This window comes from Halopseudomonas formosensis (assembly GCF_900115905.1).
In the GTDB taxonomy this organism is placed as follows: Bacteria; Pseudomonadota; Gammaproteobacteria; order Pseudomonadales; family Pseudomonadaceae; genus Halopseudomonas; species Halopseudomonas formosensis.
In genome coordinates this window covers 1-23269 of record NZ_FOYD01000016.1, presented here as the reverse complement: position 1 = coordinate 23269, position 23269 = coordinate 1, and the positions used below count along the sequence as shown (strand labels likewise).

General features: G+C 63.4%; 17 protein-coding genes and 1 pseudogene. 11 read left to right on the top strand and 7 right to left on the bottom strand.

Annotated features, from left to right (window positions below):
• Window positions 1-52 precede the first annotated feature (52 nt).
• The 3 genes from BM046_RS15155 (at window position 53) to der (ending at window position 3380) form a co-directional block, all read left to right on the top strand.
• Window positions 53-697: a YfgM family protein gene (locus BM046_RS15155; RefSeq protein ID WP_177197888.1), complete on the top strand. Its 645-nt coding sequence runs from the start codon at window positions 53-55 to the stop codon at window positions 695-697.
• Window positions 698-699: 2 nt separating this feature from the next.
• Window positions 700-1839, top strand: a complete 1140-nt coding sequence (gene bamB / locus BM046_RS15150) for an outer membrane protein assembly factor BamB (RefSeq protein ID WP_090541051.1) — start codon at window positions 700-702, stop codon at window positions 1837-1839.
• A 92-nt stretch (window positions 1840-1931) separates the two neighbouring features.
• Entirely contained in the window at window positions 1932-3380 is a 1449-nt protein-coding gene (der, locus tag BM046_RS15145; protein ID WP_090540966.1) for a ribosome biogenesis GTPase Der, read from the top strand.
• Between the two features lie 54 nt (window positions 3381-3434).
• Here the strand turns inward: der and BM046_RS15140 are convergent, their stop codons facing one another.
• Window positions 3435-3884 (bottom strand): bacteriohemerythrin, encoded by a 450-nt coding sequence (locus tag BM046_RS15140; protein WP_090540963.1) that lies wholly within the window; start codon window positions 3882-3884, stop codon window positions 3435-3437.
• Window positions 3885-4525: 641 nt separating this feature from the next.
• On the opposite strand from BM046_RS15140, the gene BM046_RS15135 reads away from it, so the two are divergent.
• Both BM046_RS15135 and BM046_RS15130 read left to right on the top strand, forming a co-directional pair.
• Window positions 4526-7246 (top strand): cation-transporting P-type ATPase, encoded by a 2721-nt coding sequence (locus BM046_RS15135; protein WP_090540961.1) that lies wholly within the window; start codon window positions 4526-4528, stop codon window positions 7244-7246.
• 78 nt (window positions 7247-7324) lie between these two features.
• Window positions 7325-8290 carry an NAD(P)H-dependent flavin oxidoreductase gene (locus tag BM046_RS15130; RefSeq protein ID WP_090540959.1) on the top strand — a complete coding sequence of 322 codons (966 nt, stop codon included), beginning with the start codon at window positions 7325-7327 and terminating at the stop codon, window positions 8288-8290.
• Window positions 8291-8323: 33 nt separating this feature from the next.
• On the opposite strand, the gene BM046_RS15125 is transcribed toward BM046_RS15130, so the two are convergent.
• Window positions 8324-8860 carry a PadR family transcriptional regulator gene (locus BM046_RS15125; RefSeq protein WP_090540957.1) on the bottom strand — a complete coding sequence of 179 codons (537 nt, stop codon included), beginning with the start codon at window positions 8858-8860 and terminating at the stop codon, window positions 8324-8326.
• Window positions 8861-8997: 137 nt separating this feature from the next.
• Here BM046_RS15125 and BM046_RS15120 point away from each other — a divergent pair, with 137 nt between their 5' ends.
• Both BM046_RS15120 and BM046_RS15115 read left to right on the top strand, forming a co-directional pair.
• A complete protein-coding gene (locus tag BM046_RS15120) occupies window positions 8998-9597 on the top strand; it encodes an SCO family protein (RefSeq protein ID WP_090540955.1) in 600 nt (199 codons plus the stop codon).
• Window positions 9594-10238: a cytochrome c oxidase assembly protein gene (locus BM046_RS15115; protein ID WP_090540953.1), complete on the top strand. Its 645-nt coding sequence runs from the start codon at window positions 9594-9596 to the stop codon at window positions 10236-10238. Before BM046_RS15120 ends, BM046_RS15115 begins: the two co-directional genes overlap by 4 nt.
• Before the next feature lie 40 nt (window positions 10239-10278).
• Here BM046_RS15115 and leuA read toward each other — a convergent pair whose 3' ends face one another.
• The 3 genes from leuA to xseA form a co-directional block, all read right to left on the bottom strand.
• Window positions 10279-11949, bottom strand: coding sequence for a 2-isopropylmalate synthase (gene leuA, locus BM046_RS15110; protein ID WP_090540951.1), 1671 nt, complete (start codon window positions 11947-11949; stop codon window positions 10279-10281).
• Between the two features lie 311 nt (window positions 11950-12260).
• Window positions 12261-13535 carry a mechanosensitive ion channel family protein gene (locus BM046_RS15105; RefSeq protein WP_090540949.1) on the bottom strand — a complete coding sequence of 425 codons (1275 nt, stop codon included), beginning with the start codon at window positions 13533-13535 and terminating at the stop codon, window positions 12261-12263.
• Window positions 13536-13627: 92 nt separating this feature from the next.
• Window positions 13628-15007, bottom strand: a complete 1380-nt coding sequence (gene xseA / locus BM046_RS15100) for an exodeoxyribonuclease VII large subunit (protein WP_090540947.1) — start codon at window positions 15005-15007, stop codon at window positions 13628-13630.
• Between the two features lie 124 nt (window positions 15008-15131).
• Here xseA and guaB point away from each other — a divergent pair, with 124 nt between their 5' ends.
• The 4 genes and pseudogenes from guaB to BM046_RS15085 all read left to right on the top strand — a co-directional run bounded on the left by guaB (window position 15132) and on the right by BM046_RS15085 (window position 22268).
• Window positions 15132-16604 (top strand): IMP dehydrogenase, encoded by a 1473-nt coding sequence (gene guaB, locus BM046_RS15095; RefSeq protein ID WP_090540946.1) that lies wholly within the window; start codon window positions 15132-15134, stop codon window positions 16602-16604.
• A gap of 103 nt (window positions 16605-16707) precedes the next feature.
• Window positions 16708-18288, top strand: a complete 1581-nt coding sequence (gene guaA, locus BM046_RS15090; RefSeq protein WP_090540944.1) for a glutamine-hydrolyzing GMP synthase — start codon at window positions 16708-16710, stop codon at window positions 18286-18288.
• A 419-nt stretch (window positions 18289-18707) separates the two neighbouring features.
• Window positions 18708-19190: pseudogene (locus BM046_RS16455) on the top strand (tyrosine-type recombinase/integrase); the annotation flags it as partial.
• A 48-nt stretch (window positions 19191-19238) separates the two neighbouring features.
• The gene (locus tag BM046_RS15085; RefSeq protein ID WP_235818663.1) at window positions 19239-22268 is read left to right on the top strand and encodes an autotransporter domain-containing protein; all 3030 of its coding nucleotides are present in this window, start codon (window positions 19239-19241) and stop codon (window positions 22266-22268) included.
• Here the strand turns inward: BM046_RS15085 and BM046_RS15080 are convergent.
• On the bottom strand, window positions 22246-22713 hold the full coding sequence (locus BM046_RS15080; protein WP_235818662.1) for an AAA family ATPase: 468 nt from the start codon (window positions 22711-22713) through the stop codon (window positions 22246-22248). The genes BM046_RS15085 and BM046_RS15080 overlap by 23 nt on opposite strands.
• A 204-nt stretch (window positions 22714-22917) precedes the next feature.
• Window positions 22918-23269, bottom strand: a 352-nt coding sequence (locus tag BM046_RS15075) for an integrase core domain-containing protein (RefSeq protein ID WP_143084210.1), incomplete at its 5' end; no start/stop codon positions are given.

Below are 23269 nucleotides of genomic sequence, written 5' to 3'. Positions count from 1 at the left end.
TGACAACGAACAACAGCTGACGCGCCAAGAACGCGGTAGAAAGGAGAGCAGGGTGAGTTACCAGACGGAAGAAGAACAGATTGAACGCATCAAGGACGTCTGGCAGCGCCATGGTGCGCCGGTATTGACCGGTGTGGTGCTGGCACTGGCCGGGGTGTTCGGTTGGAATGCCTGGAACAACCACCAGGAGAACAAGGCCCTGAATGCCTCCGCCATCTACCAGAGCATGCTCGAAAGCGTGCTGCAGGATGACAGCGAGGCCAACCGCGCCCGCGGCGCCGAACTGGCAGAGCAACTGCGCAACGATTACGCCGGTACTACCTACGCAGCCTTTGCTGCACTGATGCAGGCGCGCCTGGCGGTCGAGGCGGAGGATTTCGCCGCCGCCGAGTCGCTCTTGCGCGAAGTGGTCGAGCAGGCCGATGACAAGGCACTGCAGGAAATCGCCCGTCAGCGTCTGGCCCGGGTCCTGGGGCAGCTGGATCGTGCCGAGGAGGCGCTCGAGCTGTTCTCCGGCAGCGTATCCGGTGAACTGCTGGCCGGTCGCGAGGAAGTACGTGGCGACCTGCTGCAGAGTCTGGGGCGCACCGCGGATGCGCGGCAGGCCTACCAGGCAGCCCTGGAGGCGACCGGTGACCGCCGCAATCGCCCGCAGCTGCAGCTCAAACTTGATGATCTGGCGGAGGAAGCCTCTTGAAGCTGATTACCCAAACCTTCGCCGTCGGCCTGGCCGCGCTGCTGCTGGTCGGATGCGGGGGCTCCTCGAAGAAGGAGCTGCCGCCGGCCGAACTGGAAAAGATCACCGCCGAAGTGGAACTGGAGCGGGTCTGGAAACGCAATATCGGAGTCGGTCAGGGCGAGCTGTATACCAACCTGCAGCCGGCACTGGATGGCCTGACGCTCTACGCCGCCGATGCCAATGGGCGGGTCGTGTCCATGGATCGGGATACCGGCAAGGTCAACTGGCAGGTCAAACTCAAGGAGCCCCTGTCCGGCGCGGTAGGTGCTGGTGGCGGCCGGGTCATGGTCGGTACCCTCAACGGCGCCATGATCACCCTGGATGAGAATGACGGCAGTGAGCTGTGGCGTACCCAGGTCTCCAGTGAGGTGCTGGCACCGCCGCAGACCAACGGCGATATCGTCGTGGTGCAGAGCCAGGATGACAAGCTGGTGGCCCTGGATATCGGTACCGGAGAGCAGCGCTGGATCTACGAGTCCAGCCTGCCGGTGCTGACAGTGCGCGGTCACAGCACTCCGGTGGTCACTCTGCACCGGGTCTACGCCGGTCTGGCCAGCGGTCGGGTGGTGGCGCTGGATGCGCGCAACGGCCTGCCGGTATGGGAGCAGCGGATCGCGCAGCCCCAGGGCCGCTCTGAACTCGAGCGCATGGTGGACATCGATGGTCAGCTGCTGCTGGATGACGATACCCTCTACGCCGCTACCTACCAGGGCAGTCTGGTGGCGATCGACGCGGAGTCCGGTGGCATCCGCTGGCAGCGTCCGGCCTCCAGCCATGGCGGCCCGGCGGTCGGCTTCGGCAGTGTCTATCTGAGCCGCGCCGACGGCGGTGTCCAGGCCTACGATCAGAATCGTGCTACCCCGCTGTGGACCAACGAGCAGCTGCTGCGTCGTCAACTGACCGCGCCTGTGGTGTTCAGCAGCTATGTCGCCGTGGCTGACTTCGAGGGGTATCTGCACCTGCTGGCGCAGACCGATGGACGACTGGTCGGCCGGGTGCGGGTGGACAGCAAGGGCGTGCGGGCGACACCGATCTCCCGCAGCGGTACCCTGTATGTTTACGGGAATAGCGGCGATCTGGCGGCCTACCAGCTGCGCTGAGCCCGAAACAGGTTATAATTTGCGGCCGCTGTTCAATCCAGGAGCAGCGGCCTTTTTGTTTTTGTTACGCACCCGTGGTGCGCGGAGTAAGCATGGTTCCTGTTATTGCCCTGGTGGGGCGGCCGAACGTCGGCAAGTCCACACTCTTCAACCGTCTGACCAGAAGTCGGGACGCGATTGTGGCCGACATGCCCGGATTGACCCGGGACCGTCAGTACGGCGAAGCCGTCTGGCAGGGCAGGCCCTTTATCGTGGTGGATACCGGCGGTCTGACCGGTGACGAGAACGGTATCGACACCCTGATGGCCGGTCAGTCGCTGCAGGCCATCGAGGAGGCGGATGCCGTGCTGTTTCTGGTGGATGCCCGTGCCGGTCGCACCGCCGGTGACGAGATGATCGCCGAACACCTGCGCAAGCGTGACAAGCATACGTTTCTGATCGCCAACAAGATTGACGGGGCTGATCCGGACTCCATCATCGGCGAGTTCGCCCCCCTGGGGCTGGGCGCACCCATCGGCATTGCCGCCGCCCACGGGCGCAATATCAACCCCATGCTCGAAGCTGTGCTGGTCGAGGGGGATATACAGGCTCAGCCCGAGCTGGATGAGGAGGGCAATCCCGTCGAGCGCCTGCCGGTTACGCCGATCGGCACCAAGATCGCGGTCATCGGCCGGCCGAACGTGGGCAAGTCGACCCTGGTCAACCGCATGCTCGGCGAGGAGCGGGTGGTGGTATTCGATCAGGCGGGCACCACCCGGGACAGCATCTACATTCCCTACGAACGCCACGGCAAGCCCTATACCCTGATCGACACCGCCGGGGTGCGCCGCCGCGGCAAGGTGTTCGAGGCCATCGAGAAGTTCTCGGTGATCAAGACCCTGCAGGCGATTCAGGACGCCAACGTGGTGATCTTCGTGGTTGACGCCCGGGAAGGCATAGTCGAGCAGGATCTGCATCTGCTGGGCTTCGTGCTGGACGCCGGCCGTGCACTGGTCATTGCCATCAACAAGTGGGATGGCATGGAGCCGGGCGAGAAGGAATACGTCAAGACCGAGCTGGAGCGGCGCCTGAGCTTCACCCAGTTTGCCGACCAGCACTTCATCTCCGCGCTGCATGGCAGTGGTGTGGGCCTGCTCTACAAGTCGGTGGACAAGGCCTATGAAAGCGCCATGATGAAGATCCCCACCAAGCGCATGACCGAGGTGCTGGAAGCGGCGGTGGCCGAACACCAGCCGCCCCTGGTCAACGGCCGTCGCATCAAGCTGCGCTACGCGCACCTGGGGGGCTCCAATCCGCCGATCATCATCATCCACGGCAATCAGGTCGATTCGGTACCGCGCTCCTATACCCGTTATCTGGAGAACGTCTATCGCAAGGTGTTCAAGCTGGCCGGTACGCCGGTGCGGGTTGAATACAAGGGCAGTGACAACCCTTATGCGGAGAAGAAGAACAAGCTGTCGGAGCGTCAGGTGAACAAGAAACGGCGGCTGATGAGCCACCACAAGAAGGCCGAGAAGAAGCGTCGCGACAAGAAGCGCTGACCCGCATCACCCGGCAGCCACAGCCCCGGTGCGTGCGCCACCGGGGCACGGGGCTCAGCCGAACAGCTTGCTGATCATTCTCGCGGCAAAGCCTCGATCCAGGCTTTTCTTCACATAGGGAACGTAGTGCCTGTCCTCCCGCTTGATGTGATTGATCAGCCACAGTCCGAGATAAACCCGCATCTCCCGAGCTACCCGCATGGGGTCGGCGCCGTCATCAATCTGCTTGAGATAGCTGTGGGCCCTCTCCTTGAAGGATTCGTGTATCTGGGAATGGGCCTCGAGCATCGGGTAGCCGGCCTTGGCCATCAGTGATTCCTCGAAGGTGTTGTGGGATATGGCGTAATGAACCAGCCCCCGGGCCACCTCCTCGACCCGGGAGGGATCCTCGGCCTGTATGGCTTCCTCCACCTGCTCCAGATAATCGAACAGCTGGCGGTGCTGCGAATCGATGATGTCTATCCCGGTCTCGAACTCCGGAGACCAGACCAATGAAAGTGTCATGAGAGGCTCCTGATATCCCTGTCCTGGCGTAACCCTGTCCCGGGGTTACGTTCTTGTTATGGCTTGTGCTAGGGTTATATAACCATACAAATTGAATGGAATTGATCCAGGTCAATCGGGCAGGGATATTGGACGCCGCTGGGGGGATTTGGTGCCGGACCCCTTCGCACCCGGGGCGGGTGCTCCTACATCGAATGGGGGGCTGCCTCTTTGGTAGGGTTGCCCGTTCGGCGGTAATGTCGTGCGGTCCTTCGCACCGGGGGCGGTGCTCGTACATTGAACGGGGTGCTGCCTCATTGGGGATTGCTCCTACGAGGGTCATGTCGTGCCCCGGCCTTTCGCACCGGGACGGTGCTCCTACATTGAACGGTGCCGCCACGTTGGTAGGGTTGCTCCTACGGGGGTAATGTCGTGCCCGGTCCTTCGCACCCGGGGCGGGTGCCTACGTCGAATGGGGTTGTCGCCGCTTTGGTAGGGTTGCCCGCATGGGGGCATTTCGTGCTCGGGCCTTCGCACCGGGGGGCGGTGCTCCTACATTGAACGTGCCGCCGCGTCCTCGGTAGGAGCACCCGCCCCGGGTGCGAATTGTTCCGAGCGATGGGATATCCTCTACTTGTACTCCACCAGCCAGGGACGCAGATATGTCCGATACCAAGCAACAGGCTTCATGGCATGCCTCCACCCCGGAGGTGGTCGGGCAGCAGCTGGCCTCCGACAGCAGCGGACTGAGCAGTGAAGAGGCCGCCCGGCGCCTGGAAAGGTACGGGCCGAACCGTCTGGCCCCGCCGCGGCGCCGCGGCCCGCTGCTGCGGTTCGCCCTGCAGTTCCATAATCTGCTGATCTACGTGATGCTGGCCGCTGCACTCATCACCGCGGTGCTCGGGCACTGGCTGGACACGGCGGTTCTGCTGGCCGCCGTACTGATCAACGGGATCATCGGCTTCATTCAGGAAGGTCGTGCCGAATCGGCGCTGGATTCCATCCGCTCCCTGCTGTCCAGCCGGGCCACGGTACTGCGCGATGGTCGGCGGCAGGAGCTGGATGCCGCCGAACTGGTGCCCGGGGATGTGGTACTGCTGACCTCCGGAGACCGGGTGCCGGCGGATCTGCGGTTGTTCCAGGTCAACGACCTCAGGGTGGATGAAGCGGCGTTGACCGGGGAGTCGGTGCCGGTGGACAAGTCCGCTGAGACGGTAGGCCGGGATGCGCCATTGGGCGACCGATTCGGTATGGCCTATTCCGGCACCCTGGTGGTGTATGGGCAGGCCCGGGGCTGGGTGGTGGCCACAGGGGCGACCACTGAACTGGGCCGAATCAATCGCATGCTGTCCGGTATCGACCAGCTGCGTACCCCGCTGATGCGCCAGGTCGATCATTTCGCCCGTATGCTGGCACTGGCGATTCTCGGTTTCTGCCTGGTGACCTTCCTGTTCGGCACCCTGATGCGTGGTTATGCCGCCGCCGACATGTTCATGATGGTGGTCGCCCTGGCCGCCTCCGCCATCCCCGAGGGACTCCCGGCGATTCTCACAGTAACCCTGGCGCTGGGCGTGCAGCGCATGGCCCGGCGCCATGCCATAGTGCGACATCTGCCTGCGGTCGAGACCCTGGGCTCGGTGACCGTGATCTGCTCCGACAAGACCGGTACCCTGACCCGCAACGAGATGACGGTCCAGCGGGTGATATGCAGTGATCAGGTGATCGAGGTCGATGGCTCGGGCTACCAACCCCATGGTGGGTTCAGGATGGATGGACAGACACTGGAGCCCGCCGCGCGCCCGGAGCTGGTGATGGCGCTGCGGGCGGCGGTGCTGTGCAATGATGCCCGTCTGTTTCAGCAGCAGGACAGCTGGCAGATCGAGGGTGACCCCACCGAGGGAGCCCTGCTGGCGCTGGGCGCCAAGGCCGGGTACGAGCATCAGCAGCTGCAGCAGCAATGGCCGCGGCTGGGCTGCATTCCGTTCGAGTCGCAGCACAGGTTCATGGCAACCTGGCATCGCGATCCCGACGGTTCGCCCTGGATCTTCGTCAAGGGCGCACCCGAGCGCATTCTGGAGATGTGTGACGCGCAGCTGGCGGCCGACGGCAGGCAACCGCTGGATCCGGATTACTGGCGGCGCATGTCCAACGATCTGGCTGCCCGTGGCCTGCGCCTGCTGGCGATGGCCGGCAGGCAGGGCGAACCCGCGGGTGGGCAACTGGGTTTGGCTGATGTGCAGGGCGGCTTCGCCATGCTGGCCTTGGTCGGCATCATGGATCCGCCCCGGGAGGAGGCGATCCAGGCCGTGGCCGACTGTCAGGGCGCCGGCATCCACGTGAAGATGATCACCGGCGACCATGCCGAGACGGCGCGGGCAGTGGGGGCGTTGCTGAATATCGGGGTCGGCAAGCCGGCCGTGACCGGCGCCGAACTGGCGCTGATGGACGAGACCGAGCTGCGCCGGGTGGTGCGGGAAGTGGACGTCTTCGCCCGGGCCAGCCCGGAACAGAAACTGCGTCTGGTCCAGGCCCTGCAGGAACTGGGCGAGGTAGTGGCGATGACCGGGGACGGCGTCAACGACGCCCCGGCGCTCAAACGAGCCGATGTCGGCATCGCCATGGGTCGCAAGGGCACGGAGGTTGCCCGTGAGGCGGCGGACATGGTGCTCACCGATGACAACTTCTCGACCATAGCCCGGGCCGTGCGCGAGGGGCGTGGGGTTTACGACAACCTGAGGAAATTCATCCTGTTCATGCTGCCGACCAACGGCGGCGAGTCCCTGGTGGTGCTGGCGGCCATCCTCTTTGGCCTGACCCTGCCGATGACGCCGGCGCAGGTGCTGTGGATCAACATGGTCACCGCCGGTGCTCTGGGGCTGGCACTGGCCTTCGAGCCGGCGGAGCCGGGCATCATGCGACGGCTGCCGCGACCACCGGGTCAGGCGCTGCTCAGCCCCTTCTTCATCTGGCGGGTATTGTTCATCTCGGTGCTGATGATGGCGGGCGCCCTGGGGCTGTTTCTCTGGGAGCTGGAGCAGGGGGTGGATGTCGCCACGGCCCGTACGGTGGCGGTCAACATGGTGGTGGTGGCGGAGATGTTCTACCTGTTCAACAGCCGGCATGTCCTCGGCCCGGTGCTCGGCCGCGAAGGCCTGCTGGGCAATCCCCATGTGCTGCTGGCGGTGACGGCTTGTGTCCTGCTGCAACTGCTCTACACCTACCTGCCCGCATTGCAGACCCTGTTCGGTTCGGCGGCACTGACCGGGGCCCAATGGCTGCGGATACTGGGGGCCGGATTACTGATATTCGTCGCTGCGGAACTGGAGAAGGCGGTCATGCGCGGGCTTCGTCGATCGGGGTGCCGTGCAGGGCAGGGCGCCTGATTGCAATCAAACCGCCGTGTTTGCTAGTTTATGCAACTGATTGCATATCCTGTTCCCCCTTCTGATTCTGGAGTACGCATGTCTCTGCCTGATCTGCTCAAGGGACGCCTGTCCATTCCCGTGGTCGGCTCGCCGCTGTTCATCATTTCCAATCCCGATCTGGTGCTGGCACAGTGCAAGGCCGGTGTGGTCGGCTCCTTCCCCTCGCTCAACGCCCGTCCGGTGGAAGTGTTCGAGCAGTGGCTGCAGCGCATTACCCGCGAGCTGGATGAATACAATCAGGCCAATCCGGACAAGCCGGCAGCGCCGTTTGCGGTCAACCAGATCGTGCACAAGTCCAACGACCGGCTGCAGCAGGACCTGGAGTTGTGCGTCAAATACAAGGTGCCCATCGTCATTACCTCCCTGGGCGCCCGGGAGGATGTCAACGAGGCGGTGCATTCCTATGGCGGCATAGTGCTGCATGATGTGATCAACAATTTCTACGCCAGAAAGGCGATCGAGAAGGGCGCGGATGGCCTCATCGCCGTGGCGGCCGGTGCCGGTGGTCATGCCGGGACGCTGTCGCCCTTTGCCCTGATCCATGAGATCCGTGAGTGGTTCGATGGCCCACTGCTGCTGTCCGGCGCCATCTCCAATGGCAACGCGATTCTGGCCGCCCAGGCTGCCGGCGCCGATCTGGCCTATATCGGCTCGGCCTTCATTGCCACCGAGGAAGCCAACGCCGCGCAGGCCTACAAGGACATGATCGTCGAAAGTACTGCCTCGGATATCGTCTATTCGAACCTGTTCACCGGCGTGCACGGCAACTATCTGCGCCAGAGCATCGTCAACAGCGGTCTGGACCCGGAGGCGCTGCCCGAATCCGACCCGTCAAAGATGAACTTCGGCTCCGGTGGCAGCAGCAAGGCCAAGGCCTGGCGGGACATCTGGGGTGCCGGGCAGGGCGTCGGCGCAGTCAAGCAGGTGGTGCCTGCGGCGGCGCTGATCGAACGTCTGAAGGCCGAGTACGAAGCGGCCCGGGCGCGGGTGGCCGCGCTCTAGACGGCGGCCGGTGGGAGGGGTTGAGCGATGCGCTCAGCCCTGCTCAACCAGCAGCAGCTGGGTTTCCCTGGCCCACCGCAGCCAGCTCTCCTCGGCCAGAATCCCGCGCCGCAGCACCGCATGCTGCAGGCGCTGGGCGTGGGTCAGATCGGCGGCTGAAAAGTCCCGCTGTTCTATTTCCCTGTAGAGTTCCAGCCGCGTCCGATGCTGGTCGATCAGGCGTTGCAACTCCCGGCCGGCGACCCGGGTGCCCAGCACGGCTTCGGCACGCAGGCGGATCAGCAGCGCCTGGTCGGCATTGCCGCTGCCACCGGGTTCGGCCACCCAGCGCAACAGTTCCTGTCTTCCGGCCTCCAGTACCCGGTAGATCTTCCTGCGCCTCCCCCCGCCGCTTTCCTGCTCCTCCACAGCCAGCCAGCCATGCTGCGCCATGCGTCCGAGTTCACGGTAGATCTGCTGATGACTCGCGTGCCAGAAGTACCCCATGGAATGATCGAAGCGGTTGGCCAGCCCGTAGCCGGAGGAGGGTCTTTCCAGCAGGGAGGTAAGCAGGGCGTGTTGAATGGACATGGTTCTCTGTGGTGCGCCGGTTGCAGTGTCTGCCCCCGACCTTATCAAACCCGTTGCAAAGACAAAATGACCCGACCGGGGAACCGTTGGGCTTTTCGCCTTGCCATAACTGGAAGGTAACTGATCACGGGCAAGCCATGAAACTTCCCCTGCCGCCGGTATTCATCGCGGCGGTCCTGCTGCTGGTGGTGGGGCTGCCAGTCGCCTACCTGGCCTGGCCGGCACCAACGCCCCCGCCTGCGAGCCTCTCGGCCACGGCGATCGAGAGTGTCCGTGTCCTGCGGGATCACCAGGGCGCCCCGGTGGCCGAGAATTGGCCAACCGAGAATGGGGCTCTGGTGTTCTTCGGTTTCACCCACTGCGCCGACATCTGTCCCACGACGCTGATCCGGGTGCGTGATGCCCTGAACCAGCTGGAGGACAGTGGCAGGCAACCGACGCCGACCTTCATCACCCTGGACCCGGAACGCGATACCATGGATCGGCTCGAGGCCTATCTGGGATTCTTCGATCCCCGTATCCGGGGGCTGACCGGCACCTCGCAGCAGGTTGGCCAGGTTGTGGAAACCTGGGGTCTGTATGCACACAGGGTCGACTTCGATAACACATACCTGCTCGATCACACCACGGCGCTGTTTCTGCTGGATAACCGGGGCGAGTTGCTCGGGGTACTGTCCGGTCAACTGGAGGCAGCCGAGCTGGCCCGTCGGATCCGGCTGCTGATGGACGGGGGGTGACAGTGGCTGCGGACAGGGTCAATCGCTGGGTATGGGCCGGTATCCTGATACTGGCATTGCTCTGGCTCGGCCCATTGCCGGCGCTGAGCCGCACCGCCTTCTCCGCGCACATGTTGCTGCACCTGGGGGTGGTGGCACTGGCTGCTCCGGTGTTGGCGCTGGGGCTGGTGCGTAGCGGGCGTCGTCTGCGCACCGGAGAGCGCTTCGCCACCGCAGCGGTGCTGATCTTCTCCCTCGAGATGCTGGTGGTCTGGGGCTGGCATCTGCCCGCATTGCACGAGGCCGCGGCGCGGCAGGTGGGCATCTTCGTGCTGCAGCAGTTGAGCTTCGTGGTGGTCGGGGCGGCGGTCTGGTGGCTGGCATTATCGGTCCGGCGGCGCAGCGAGCTGGTGGTGACCCTGCTCGGCTTTGCCCTGACCCTGATGCACATGACCATGCTTGGGGTGCTGTTGCTGCTGGCGCCGCGGCTGCTTTATCCGGCGGAGCTGTGCATGGGGTTGTTCGGTTTCACCGAGCTGGACGATCAGCGGCTGGGTGGGGGGCTGATGGCGGCCTGGGGAGGAGCGGCCTATCTTCTGGGCGGGCTGGCGCTGGGATGGCGGCTGATCTCGCCGGGCCGCGCAGCAGAGCCCACCGAATGAGCCTGCCCATGGCCCCTGGGGCACATGGGCAGGCAGCGGCTCAGGCGGCCTTGGCGCGGCTCTGGCGCTGGGCGCGGTTCACTGCGCTGAACAGGGCCCGGAAGCTGGCCGTGGTCAGATTCTCGTCAATACCGATGCCGTGCAGCGAGCGGCCATTATCCATGCGGATCTCGATATAGGCCGCGGCTCTGGCGTTGGTCCCCGAGCCGATGGCGTGCTCGTTGTAATCCATGATCTCGACCTTCACCGGCAGCGCATTGACCAGCGCCTCCAGCGGGCCCTTGCCGGTGCCGCGCCAGTGGTGATTCCGGCCCTGTTCCTGGACCTCGACATCCACTGCACTGGTGCCGTTCTCCTCCTGCAGACGGTGGCGGATCAGGCTGTAGGGCTCGCTGGCCTGCAGGTATTCGCGCTCGAGCAGGTCATGGATCTGCTGGGCGGTCATCTCCAGACCCAGCCGGTCGGTTTCGCCCTGAACCACCTGGCTGAACTCGATCTGCATGCGCCGCGGCAGGCTGATGCCGTACTCCTGCTCCAGCAGGTAGGTGATGCCGCCCTTGCCGGACTGGCTGTTGACGCGGATGACCGCCTCGTAGCTGCGACCGATATCCGCTGGGTCGATCGGCAGGTAGGGGACCTCCCAGATACCGTTCGGATCCTGCTGGGCGAAGCCCTTGCGGATCGCATCCTGGTGCGAGCCGGAGAAGGCGGTATGTACCAGATCTCCGACGTAGGGGTGGCGCGGATGCACCGGCAGCTGGTTGCACTCCTCCACAACCTTGCGTACGCCGTCGATATCGGAGAAATCCAGACCCGGATGCACGCCCTGGGTATAGAGGTTCAGCGCCAGGGTCACCAGACAGACGTTGCCGGTACGTTCACCATTGCCGAACAGACAACCCTCGACCCGGTCGGCCCCGGCCAGCACGGCCATCTCCGAGGCGGCCACGCCGGTGCCTCGGTCGTTGTGGGTGTGCACACTGATCAGCACGCTGTCGCGGCGCTGGATGTGGCGACCGAACCACTCTATCTGGTCCGCATACTGGTTCGGCATGCAGCATTCGATGGTGGCCGGCAGGTTGAGAATCAGCGGGTTCTGCGGAGTCGGATCGAATACCTCGATGACCGCGTTGCAGACCTCCACCGCAAAGTCGGTTTCGGTGGAGCTGAACACCTCGGGGGAGTACTCGAAGCTCCACTGGGTTTCCGGCGCCGCCTCGGCCAGACGGCGGATGGTCTTGCCCGCCGCCACAGCGATGGCTTTCACCCCGGCCTGGTCCTGATTGAAGACAATGCGGCGGAAGCTCGGCGCGCAGGCATTGTAGTAATGCACTATGGCCCGCTTGGCGCCCTTGAGCGATTCGAAGGTGCGTTCGATCAGGTCATCCCGGGCCTGGGTCAGCACCTGGATGGTGACGTCATCGGGAATATGCCCGCCCTCGATCAGTTCGCGCACGAAATCGAAATCGGTCTGGGACGCCGAGGGGAAACCCACCTCGATCTCCTTCAGGCCGATGGCGACCAGGCACTTGAAGAAGCGCATCTTCTTCTCGGCGTCCATGGGCTCGATCAGCGACTGGTTGCCGTCGCGCAGGTCGGTGGACAGCCAGATCGGGGCCTTGTCCAGCACCTTGTTCGGCCAGGTGCGGTCGGGCAGGCTGATGGGCGCGAAGGCGCGGTATTTGCTGGACGGGTCAGGGAGCATGCTCATGGCGAAAATCCTGTTCGGTAACTGTGTTCTATGGCCGGAGGGCCGACGGTCGAATGGGCGAGTCGATGGTCTCAGCCCCGCAGTCGGCGGCTGACCAGACAGAGGCAGGCATGCTGCCGGAGAAGAATGAGGGTGCTTGGCGTTTTCATGCCGTAAATTCTAGGGCGGGATGGTTTTTGTGGCAATCGAATGAGGGAAATAGCAATAAACTGCTTGTTTTTATCGCTATGGCGAGGTTGCGTTGCGCTGGATGGCGGATTTTCCCCCGCTGCCGCCATAATTCGGCGCACCCGCAGGTGCGCCGACGATACTCAGCCGAGGGAGGAAACCCCGGCGTCCGGATTGGTGCGTCCGGCAGTACCCATTTCCCGCATGTCCTGGCCGCTGGGAGCCTGATACACCCGCAGCCCGAACTCCGGCAGTATGGCCAGCAGATGGTCGAAGATGTCCGACTGGATACCTTCGTACTCGACCCAGGCCACGGTATTGGTGAAACAGTAGAGTTCGATGGGCAGGCCTTCGGCCGTGGGGCTCAGCTGGCGGACGATCAGCGTCATGTTCTGATGGATGCCCGGGTGGCTGCGCAGGTAGCGCTCCACGTAGGCGCGGAAGGTGCCGATGTTGGTGATGCGTCGGGTGTTGACCGGCTCTTGTCCGCTCTCCTTCAGTTGACGGTTCCACTCCGCGATTTCCGCTTCCTTGGCGTTCAGATATTCATCCAGCAGGCGGAAGCGGTGCAGGTGGGCACGCTCGCGGTCATCCAGGAAATGCACGCTCTGCTGATCCAGCATGAGGGCGCGCTTGATACGGCGCCCGCCGGACTCCTGCATGCCACGCCAGTTCTTGAAGGGATCACTGATCAGGCGCTTGGTAGGAATGGTGGTGATGGTCTTGTCCCAGTTCTGCACCTTGACCGTGTGCAGGGAGATGTCGATCACGTCACCGTCGGCGTTCAGGGCAGGCATCTCGATCCAGTCGCCCACACGCACTATGTCATTGGAATTGATCTGCACGCTGGCCACCAGCGACAGCAGGGTGTCCTGGAAGATCAACATCAATACCGCCGCCATGGCACCCAGGCCGGACAACAGGATCAGCGGCGAGCGATCGATCAGGGTGGCAATGATCAGGATGGTGGCGATCGAGTAGATGACGATATTGATCAGCTGGATGTAGCCCTTGATCGGCTTGCTGCGTGCCTGTGGACGGCGTTCATAGATGCCGTTGACCACTGTCATCACGTTGGTGATGGCCAGGGCGATGGTCAGGATGATGAAGGCTCCGCAGACATTGCGCACCACGGTGATCAGCGCCTCGGGCAGGCCGGGAATCAGCACGATACCGGCCGACAGCACTATGGCGGGCACTATGTTGGCCAGCCGGGAGATGAATCTGGCGTTTTCCAGTGACTGTTCGTGACCTATCGGGCTGGCCTTGAGCAGGCGTACCAGGCCGCGTACCAGGATGCGTTTAACGACCCAGTTGGCCAGCCAGGCGGCCAGAATCAGAAGGGTCAGACTGATCAGGGTGTAGAGCTGGGGGTACTGTTCCAGCCAGTCGATGGCTTGGTGGTATTGGGCTTCCATGACTTTCCGTAATGGTTGGTGAATGGATGTGCCCCAAACGAGGCGCGGGACATGCTAGCAAGAAAATGCCGCCTGCGCCTTCATGGTGGGACTCAGTCGAGCAGGGGCAGGGTGTGCGGTTCCTCGGCCTCGACCCTGAGATTCAGACTGCCCTCGGCCAGGCGAGCCTGCAGGCGCTGCCCGGGTTGGGTGTCCTGGGGGCGGCGTACGGCATGCCCCTGGGAGTCGAGCAGTATGCTGTAGCCGCGCCCGAGGGTGGCCAGCGGGCTGATCAGGTGCAGACTCTGGGCGGCGCTCTCCAGTTGCTGGCGGTGCTGCGCCAGGCGCAGCTGCATGGCACGGGGCAGACGTTGGCGCATCTGCTCCAGTCTTTCCTCCAGCAGACGCAGCAGCCGCTCGGGATGCTGTTGCTGCAATCGTCCATGCAGGCTGGCCAGCTGCTGGCGGCGCAGATCCATGCGTTGCTGCCAGACGCGGCGCAGGCGCAGTTCCAGCTCATCCAGGCGCTGGCTCTGCTGGGCCAGCCGCTCTCCCGGGTGCCGCAGGCGACGGCGCAAGGCGTCCAGTCGCAGCCGTTCCCGCTCCAGGCGGACCTTCATGCATTGCTGCAGCTGGCGATGACTGCGCTGCAGTTGCTGCAACATGGCCCGGGTGTCGGGGCTGAGCAGTTCGGCGGCCGCCGAGGGGGTGGGGGCGCGTACGTCGGCAACGAAGTCGCTGATGGATACATCGGTCTCGTGCCCGACGGCACTGATCACCGGGGTGCGGCAGGCGGCCACGGCCCGGGCGACCATTTCCTCGTTGAACGGCCAGAGATCCTCCAGCGAACCACCGCCCCGGGCCAGGATCAGGGCGTCGAAGCCGCCCCGGTCGGCCCGCTCCAGCGCCTGCACTATCTGCGGCGCCGCCTCCCGGCCCTGGACGGCCGTGGGACTGATCACCAGTTCAATGAAGGGCGCGCGCCTGCCGAACACGCTGATGATGTCACGCACCGCCGCGCCGCTGGGCGAGGTGATGACGCCGATCCGGGTCGGGTGCGAGGGCAGCGGGCGCTTGCGCTCGGCGGCGAACAGGCCCTCGGCCTGCAGTCGGGCCTTGAGCGCCTCGAAGGCCTGGCGCAGTGCGCCGTCGCCGGCGGGCTCCACCGCATCGAGGATCATCTGGTAGTCGCCGCGCCCCTCATAGAGGCTGACCCGGCCGCGGGCGCGTACCAGCAGGCCGTCACGCAGGTCCATGCGCACCCGGGCCGCGTTCTGCCGGAACAGGGCACAGCGCACCTGGGCGCCGCTGTCCTTGAGGGTGAAATACAGGTGGCCGGAGGACGGGCGGGCCAGGTTCGACAGTTCGCCCTCGACCCAGACCGCGGGGAAGACTTCTTCAAGCAGTCGCCGCGCGCGGGCGTTGAGCTGACTGACGGTCAGCACCTCGCGTTCTGTGCCCAGTTGGCGGAATATGGCGTCATCATTGTTCATGCGCGCATGTTAGCAGTTCGGCGACGCCAGCTTAATGCCTGAAATCGGCTCAATGCAATTGAGTACCTGGCGCCGCGAGGGTATAATGGCGCGCTTCCATTTTTCCCGCTCGGGAGCTCCCGCTATGCTGCGTATTCGCCAAGAAGCCCTTACCTTTGATGACATTCTCCTGGTGCCCGGATATTCCGAGGTGTTGCCCAAGGACGTGTGTCTTAAGACACATCTGACTCGCGGGATCGAGCTGAGCATGCCGCTGGTGTCCGCCGCCATGGACACCGTTACCGAAGCCCGCCTGGCCATTGCCATGGCCCAGGAAGGCGGCATCGGCATCATCCACAAGAACATGACCATCGAGCAGCAGGCCAACGAGGTGCGCAAGGTCAAGAAGTTCGAGTCCGGTGTGGTCAAGGACCCGATCACCATTGACGCCGACGCCACCGTGGCGCAGCTGTTCGAGCTGACCCACCAGAACAACATCTCCGGTGTGCCGGTGCTCTACAACGGTGACCTGGTAGGCATAGTCACCTCCCGGGACATCCGCTTCGAAACCCGTCTGGACGCCCGCGTACGCGACGTCATGACCCCCAAGGAACGCCTGGTGACCGTCAAGGAAGGTTCCTCCACCAGTGAAGTGCGCAAGCTGCTGCACAAGCACCGTATCGAGCGGGTGCTGGTGGTTGATGATGCTTTCCGCCTCAAGGGCATGATGACTGTCAACGACATCGAGAAGGCCAAGGCCTACCCGCTGGCTAGCAAGGACGAATACGGCCGGCTGCGTGTGGGTGCCGCTGTCGGCACCGGCGCCGAAACCGAGGAGCGGGTCACCGCGCTGGTCAAGGCCGGCGTGGACGTGATCATCGTCGACACCGCCCACGGCCACTCCAAGGGCGTGCTGGACCGGGTGCGCTGGGTCAAGCAGACCTTCCCGGAAATTCAGGTGGTAGGCGGCAATATCGCGACCGGCGCTGCGGCGCTGGCCCTGGTGGCCGCTGGCGCAGATGCGGTCAAGGTCGGCATCGGCCCGGGCTCCATCTGCACCACCCGTATCGTTGCTGGCGTCGGTGTGCCGCAGATCACCGCGATCGCCGATGTGGCAGCCGCGCTGAAGGACACCGGTGTACCGCTGATCGCCGATGGTGGCATCCGCTTCTCCGGTGACCTGGCCAAGGCCATCGCCGCCGGTGCCTCGGTGGTAATGATGGGTTCCATGTTTGCCGGGACCGAAGAGTCGCCCGGGGAGATCGAGCTGTTCCAGGGCCGCTCCTACAAGGCTTATCGCGGCATGGGGTCGCTGGGTGCCATGGCCAATGCCAACGGGGGTTCCGCCGACCGTTACTTCCAGGACACCTCCAGCGGTGCCGAGAAGCTGGTGCCCGAAGGGATCGAAGGCCGTGTGCCTTACAAGGGAGCCCTGTCGGCCATCATCCATCAGCTGATGGGCGGCCTGCGTGCGGCCATGGGTTACACCGGTTGTGCCACCATCGAGGAGATGCGCACCAAGCCCGAGTTCGTCCGCATCACCGGTGCCGGCATGACCGAGTCCCACGTACATGACGTGCAGATCACCAAAGAGGCGCCCAACTATCGGGTCGGCTGATCCGGGCCTCCGAAACACCGGCGCCGCAACCGGCAGTCTTCCATCCCGAGGGGATGGGGGCTGCCGGTTCCGGCTTTCAGTATCCAGCTCTTGAAGGCATACCATGGCTCAACATGATATTCACGCACACCGCATCCTGATTCTGGATTTCGGTTCCCAGTACACCCAACTGATTGCCCGGCGGGTGCGGGAGATAGGCGTCTACTGCGAGATTCATCCCTGGGACATGGAGGCCGAGGCCATCCGCGCCTTCGCGCCCAAGGGCATCATTCTCGCCGGCGGCCCCGAGTCGGTCACCGCCGAGGGCAGCCCGCGGGCGCCCGAGCTGGTGTTCGAGCTGGGCGTGCCCGTGCTGGGTATCTGCTACGGCATGCAGACCATGGCTACCCAGCTGGGCGGTCGGGTCGAGGGCAGCGATGTCCGTGAATTCGGCTATGCCTGCGTGGATCTGGTCGGCAAGAGCGCCTTCCTCGATGGCATCGAAGACGCGGTGGCCGATGACGGCGTACTGACACTGGATGTATGGATGAGCCACGGCGACAAGGTGATCGAGCTCCCCGAGGGCTTCAAGGTGATCGCCAGCACGCCGAGCTGTGCCATTGCCGCCATGGCCGACGAGAGCCGTCGTTTCTACGGCGTGCAGTTCCATCCGGAAGTGACCCACACCAAGCAGGGCCTGCGCATCCTGTCGCGCTTCCTGCTGGACATCTGCGCCTGCGAGGCACTCTGGACGCCGGCGCATATCGTCGAGGACGCCATTGCCCGGGTTCGCGCCCAGGTGGGCGATGCCAAGGTGCTGCTGGGCCTGTCCGGTGGCGTGGACTCCTCGGTGGTTGCCGCGCTGCTGCACAAGGCCATCGGTGATCAGCTGACCTGCGTATTCGTGGACAACGGTCTGCTGCGTCTGCACGAAGGGGACCAGGTCATGGCCATGTTCGCCGAGAACATGGGCGTCAAGGTGATCCGCGCCAATGCCCAGGACAAGTTCCTGTCCCGCCTGCTGGGCGTGACCGATCCGGAGGCCAAGCGCAAGATCATCGGCCGCACCTTCATCGAGGTGTTCGATGAGGAAGCCACCAAACTCGAAGGCATCAAGTTCCTTGCCCAGGGCACCATCTACCCCGACGTGATCGAGTCTGCCGCCACCAAGAACGGCAAGGCCCATGTGATCAAGTCCCACCACAACGTCGGTGGTCTGCCCGAAGACATGGCCTTCGAACTGGTCGAGCCGCTGCGCGAACTGTTCAAGGACGAGGTACGCAAGATCGGTCTGGAACTGGGCCTGCCCTATGACATGGTCTACCGTCACCCCTTCCCGGGTCCGGGGCTGGGTGTGCGCATCCTCGCCGAGGTACGCAAGGAGTACGCCGACATCCTGCGCCACGCCGACCACATCTTCATCGAGGAGCTGCGCAAGGCCGACCTGTATCACAAGACCAGTCAGGCCTTTGCCGTGTTCCTGCCGATCAAGTCGGTGGGCGTGGTTGGCGATGCCCGTCGCTACGAATGGGTGATCGCCCTGCGTGCAGTGGAAACCATCGACTTCATGACCGCTCGCTGGGCGCATCTGCCCTACGAGTTCCTGGAGAAGGTGTCCAACAGGATCATCAATGAAATCAGCGGTGTCTCCCGGGTCACCTACGATATTTCCAGCAAGCCACCGGCCACCATCGAGTGGGAGTGATTCCGCGTCCGGCAGCGGCCGGCAGGATCCGGCACCAGACACACCTAAGCCCGCGTCACTGCGGGCTTTTTTGTGTTTTCCACCTGGCACGGACTGGCAGCCTGGGGTATGGCCAAGCACGAATTTTTCATGGCATAGTCGATGGCAGGAAACCGGCCCTGTGCCATGCCTCGCCGCCGATGCCATGCGCCTCGTTTCCGGGTGGTCATGGTATCGGAATCGTGTAAGTAGTTGCTGTAAAACGAATTTTTTCCGTTCCGAGTGGGGTTTTCCAGGCATGGTATTGATGGCCGGTGAAGCGTGTGCGTCACGATGGCTGTGCCATGGGTTTGCCTCTGTAAGTTGTTGACTTATAAGGGGATTCCCTCTCGTCCAAGCAGGGCGCACGACGCATGGTGTTGCAAGGGAGCGTGTGTGCCATGTTGACCGATACCAAGCTGCGGAACCTCAAGCCGACGGGCAAGCTGTACAAGGTGGCGGACAGGGACGGCCTGTATGTGGCCGTCACACCCTCCGGGACCATTTCGTTCCGCTACAACTACGCCCTCAACGGGCGCCAGGAGACCATCACCTTCGGCCGGTACGGGCCGGGCGGGATCACGCTGGCCGAGGCCCGGGAACGCTTGGCCGAAGCCAAGAAGATGATCGCGGCGGGGAAGTCTCCGGCCCGGGAAAAAGCCAGGGAGAAGGCCCGGGTGCGCGACGCCGAGACGTTTGGTGCCTGGGCGGAAAAGTGGCTTCGAAGCTACCCGATGGCCGATTCCACCCGCGACATGCGGCGCTCGGTCTATGAGCGCGACCTGAAGGTTAAGTTCGGCAACCTCAAGCTGACCGAGATCACCCACGAAGACCTGCGGGCCCTGACCGACGCCATCGTCGAGCAGTTTGCTGCGATCAGGGCTTGGGCGCTTATTGGGGTTTTCGGCCTGTTTGCCTGTCTCGGCTTATCCATGCCGGCAAAGGCTCAGGTCCCTGACTGTGAGTGGCACCTTCTTCAAGAGCATGGTGGCCCGACGCTTCCGGGAGGAAGTGTTGAGTGGCCAGTAGGCGAGACCATCTATGTGCGGCTTTTTCCCTTTAAGGTCACAAGCATTTCCAGCAGCAATCCCGACGTCGTGGAGATATTCTCCTTGAGCACCGTGGGCGGCGATGCGACAACCCATCGTTCGGGGATCGCGACCATAACGGCCGAGACAAGCGATCCCGCCTGCGCAACCGCGACGCTGAACATCACGGTCAAGGTAACCGAGCCGCCGACGGTCGGCGACACGACCACGACCGTTGATGCCAACAGCTCGAACAATCTCGTCAACCTCGACATTGACGGTTACGAGGTCCAGTTTGTGGAGGTTGTCTCTGGCCCGTCCAACGGCAGTGCCACTATCTCGGCTTCAGGCACAGGAATCATTTACACACCAGATGCCGGATTTTCAGGCCTGGACAAGATCACCTACACTGCGACCAACGCCGCCGGCACCAGTGCCCCGGCAACGGCGTCAATCAATGTCCAAGCCGCAACCTACACGGTGTCCTGGTCATCCAGCGGTCGGGGCGAGATTGGATCGGTCACCTTCAATGACGATCCGGAAACAGCGATCAGCAGCCCCGTGGAAGTTTCCGAGGGTCGAATAATATCCTTCTGGGACCCCATTCCCGATCCCGGCGCGACGTATCGCCAACCCAGTGGATGCGGCATCCATCCCGTGGGCAGTGCCTGGTACACCGATCCCGTCACGGCAGACTGCGCGGTGTCCTTCATCTTTGAGGAAATCACTTTATCCCCTGACGCCTTGCCCAATGCGAGCGAGGACACATCCTACGAAGAAACAATCACCGCGATAGGCGGGCTTTGGGATTTCGCGTTTGCCATAGTGAGCGGTGCGCTGCCGAGTGGTCTCGAACTGCACGAAAACGGTACTCTCGCAGGCGCCCCGACCGAGACGGGCGATTTCAGCTTCACCTTGGAAGCCAGAAACGAACGCGGTCACTCTCGGACCAAATCCTATACTCTGACGGTCGAGGCTGCGCCCGAGATTGCCGTGGGACCTGCGAGCCTGCCAGGCGGCACGGCTGGTACCCCTTATGAGGAAGTGACCTTCACCGCCGAGGGCGGGAAAGCGCCCTATAGTTTCGCGATGACAGCCGGTGCGCTGCCCGAAGGGTTGTCGCTCGACGCGAGCGGCGAACTGTACGGCACACCGACGGAGGCCGGAAGCTTCACCTTCACGGTGACGGCAATTGACGCCAACGACTTCACTGGCGAACGGGAATACACGCTCACCGTCGATGCCCCCGAAATCGTCGTCACCGTGCCGAGCCTGCCCGACGGCAGGGTGAACATGGAATATGAACCTGTGCGGCTGTCCGCCTCGGGCGGCAGCGAGCCCTATGCCTTCAATCTGGCCTCGGGTGACCTGCCGGACGGCATGACGCTCGCCGCCGATGGAACCCTGTCGGGCACGCCCGCGGAAGGCGGCGAGTTCGCTTTCGCCGTCAGGGCGACGGATGCTTACGGATTCGAAGGTAGCGCCAGGGTCACGCTCAAAGTCGAAGCGGAGAACCTGCCCGTCGCCCAAAACCACACGCTTGAGGTTATGGCCGGAACCAGCGGTACGCTCGATCTGACGCGAGGCGCGGCAGGAGGTCCATTTACCAGCGCTGCCATCGCCACCCATCCTGCCAGCGAGGCCGGCGACGCCTGGGTCGAACGCGAGAACGGAGCCTATATCCTGCATTTTGCCGCTGCGGGCACTTTTGCCGGAACTGCCAGCCTTACCTACACCCTGTCTAATGCAGATGGCGCGTCTGAACCGGCGACTGTCACCATCACCGTGAGTGCCCGCCCCGACCCTTCTCTTGATCCGGAAGTCATCGGCCTGATGCGGGCGCAGACGCAGACGGCAAAACGCTTCGCCAATACCCAGATCACCAATTTCAACCGGAGGCTCGAACAGCTTCACAATGAGGGTGAACGGCGAAACAACTCCATCGGCGTCAATCTCTCCCTCCAGCAGCCAACCGACAACGCCAACGCCTACGCGCCGAATGAGGACACGCCGCATGATCCAGCCGTTGACGCCATCGGACAGGTCGTATCCTCTGCAGCCGATAGCGGTAGCGCTTCCCAAGCCACCCCGGTCGAGAATCTGTTCGGCGATCTGGCCTTCTGGAGCGGCGGCTTTGTTAGTTTCGGCACCAATGACGATGGCGCGATCAATCTCGACCATACGCTGGTCGGCGTGAGCGCCGGTGTCGATTATCGCTTCACACCACAGCTCACCGCCGGCTTCGGCGTCGGCTATGGGCGCGATGTCACGGAGGCTGGTAGCAACGACACGGAAAGCCGCGCCGAAGCCTTCTCGCTGGCAGCCTATGGCAGCTACCGTCCTGTTCCCGGCTTCTTCCTCGACGGCCTGGCCGGCTACAGCACCATGACCTTTGACAGCGTGCGCTATGTGACGACGACCGGCGAATTCGCCACCGGCTCCCGCGGCGGCGATCAACTGTTCGCCTCGCTCTCGGCCGGCTACGAGTTCCGCAATGAGGGCCTGCTGATCTCGCCCTATGGTCGGCTTTCCGGCTCGCACTCCACGCTCGACGCCTTCACCGAGACGGGCGCGGGCATGTGGAACCTCATCTATGGCCAACAGACCATCGACACACTCTCTGGCACGCTTGGTTTGCGTTTCCAATACGCGATCCCCATGGAATGGGGTGTGCTCACACCGCGTGGGCGGCTCGAATACACCCATGATTTCGAGGGGGCGAGCCGCGTCAGCCTCGGCTACGCCGATCTCGGTACGCTGCCCTATACGCTCAATGTGGACGGCTTCTCGCGCGACCACCTGACAATCGACCTCGGTTTCGATGCCCAGTTGGGCGAAAGCTGGAACCTCGGCTTCGACTACCGCACCGCCTTCGGCACCGATGGCGACAGCCAGGATCACACGTTCGGGGTCAAGCTCGGGGTGCAGTTTTGAAGTGACGACCTAACGGCGGGTCGAAGGGGAAATGGAAATCGGTTTCGTCACTTCGCTGGTTAGACGGGCACGGTGATCGATTTATGCTGGAAGTGCCATCTGGCAGGAACATGACGCGATCCCCGGCGGCGAAGCTTCTTTCTCCGCGTTCAACGGTGACGCGCATGTCCTCGCCCAGATCGCCAGCCTCACGCATCCGGTCGCGGGTGGCATCGCGCTGCCAGTCCTCGCGCTGGCGGCGCACTTCATGGATTTCCACTCCGCCGTGCCGGTCATGAATTGAGCGGAACGCCGCACCTGCTTCGATGGATTGCAACTGCTGCGGATCGCCGACCAGCACCACCTTTGCGCCAGCCTCGGCGGCATGGGACAGCACGCGCTCCAACTGGCGCGTGCCGACCATGCCCGCCTCATCTATGACAAGCACGTCACGGCTGGTGAGCATGTCGCGTCCGTTCTTCTAGCCGTGTTCCATGCTGGCGATGGTGCGGGACGCAATCGTAAGCTTCCCCGATCCGCAGACACCCCATAAGTAGAACTTTCTGGCATGTTTTCCCCAGCCAGGAGGTTCCATGAAGAAGTCCCGTTTCACCGAGACCCAGATCGTCTCGATCCTCAAGCATGTAATGACCCAGCGGAATTTGCACACTCAAGCCGCTAATTGTTGGTAAATCGTACTGGGTGTTTTCATCCCCAGCGCCTGATGAGGGCGCTGCTCGTTGTAGTACTTGAACCACGCCCTCAAGGTTTGCCTGGCTTCATCCAGTGTCTGGAAGTTATGAAGCCAGAGACACTGCTCTTTCACAGTTCGGATCAGTCGCTCAACCATCCCGTTCTGCTGCGGGGTGTGGGGACGGATGAACTCCTGTTTCAGACCGTATTGGTACACCGTCCGAGTGTAATGCCGAGAGGTAAATACCAGGCCGTTGTCACTACGCAGCGTGATCGGATCCTGAGCCCTGCCCAGCGTGCCGTACCGGGTAATGAGCGCCTCCTCCAGT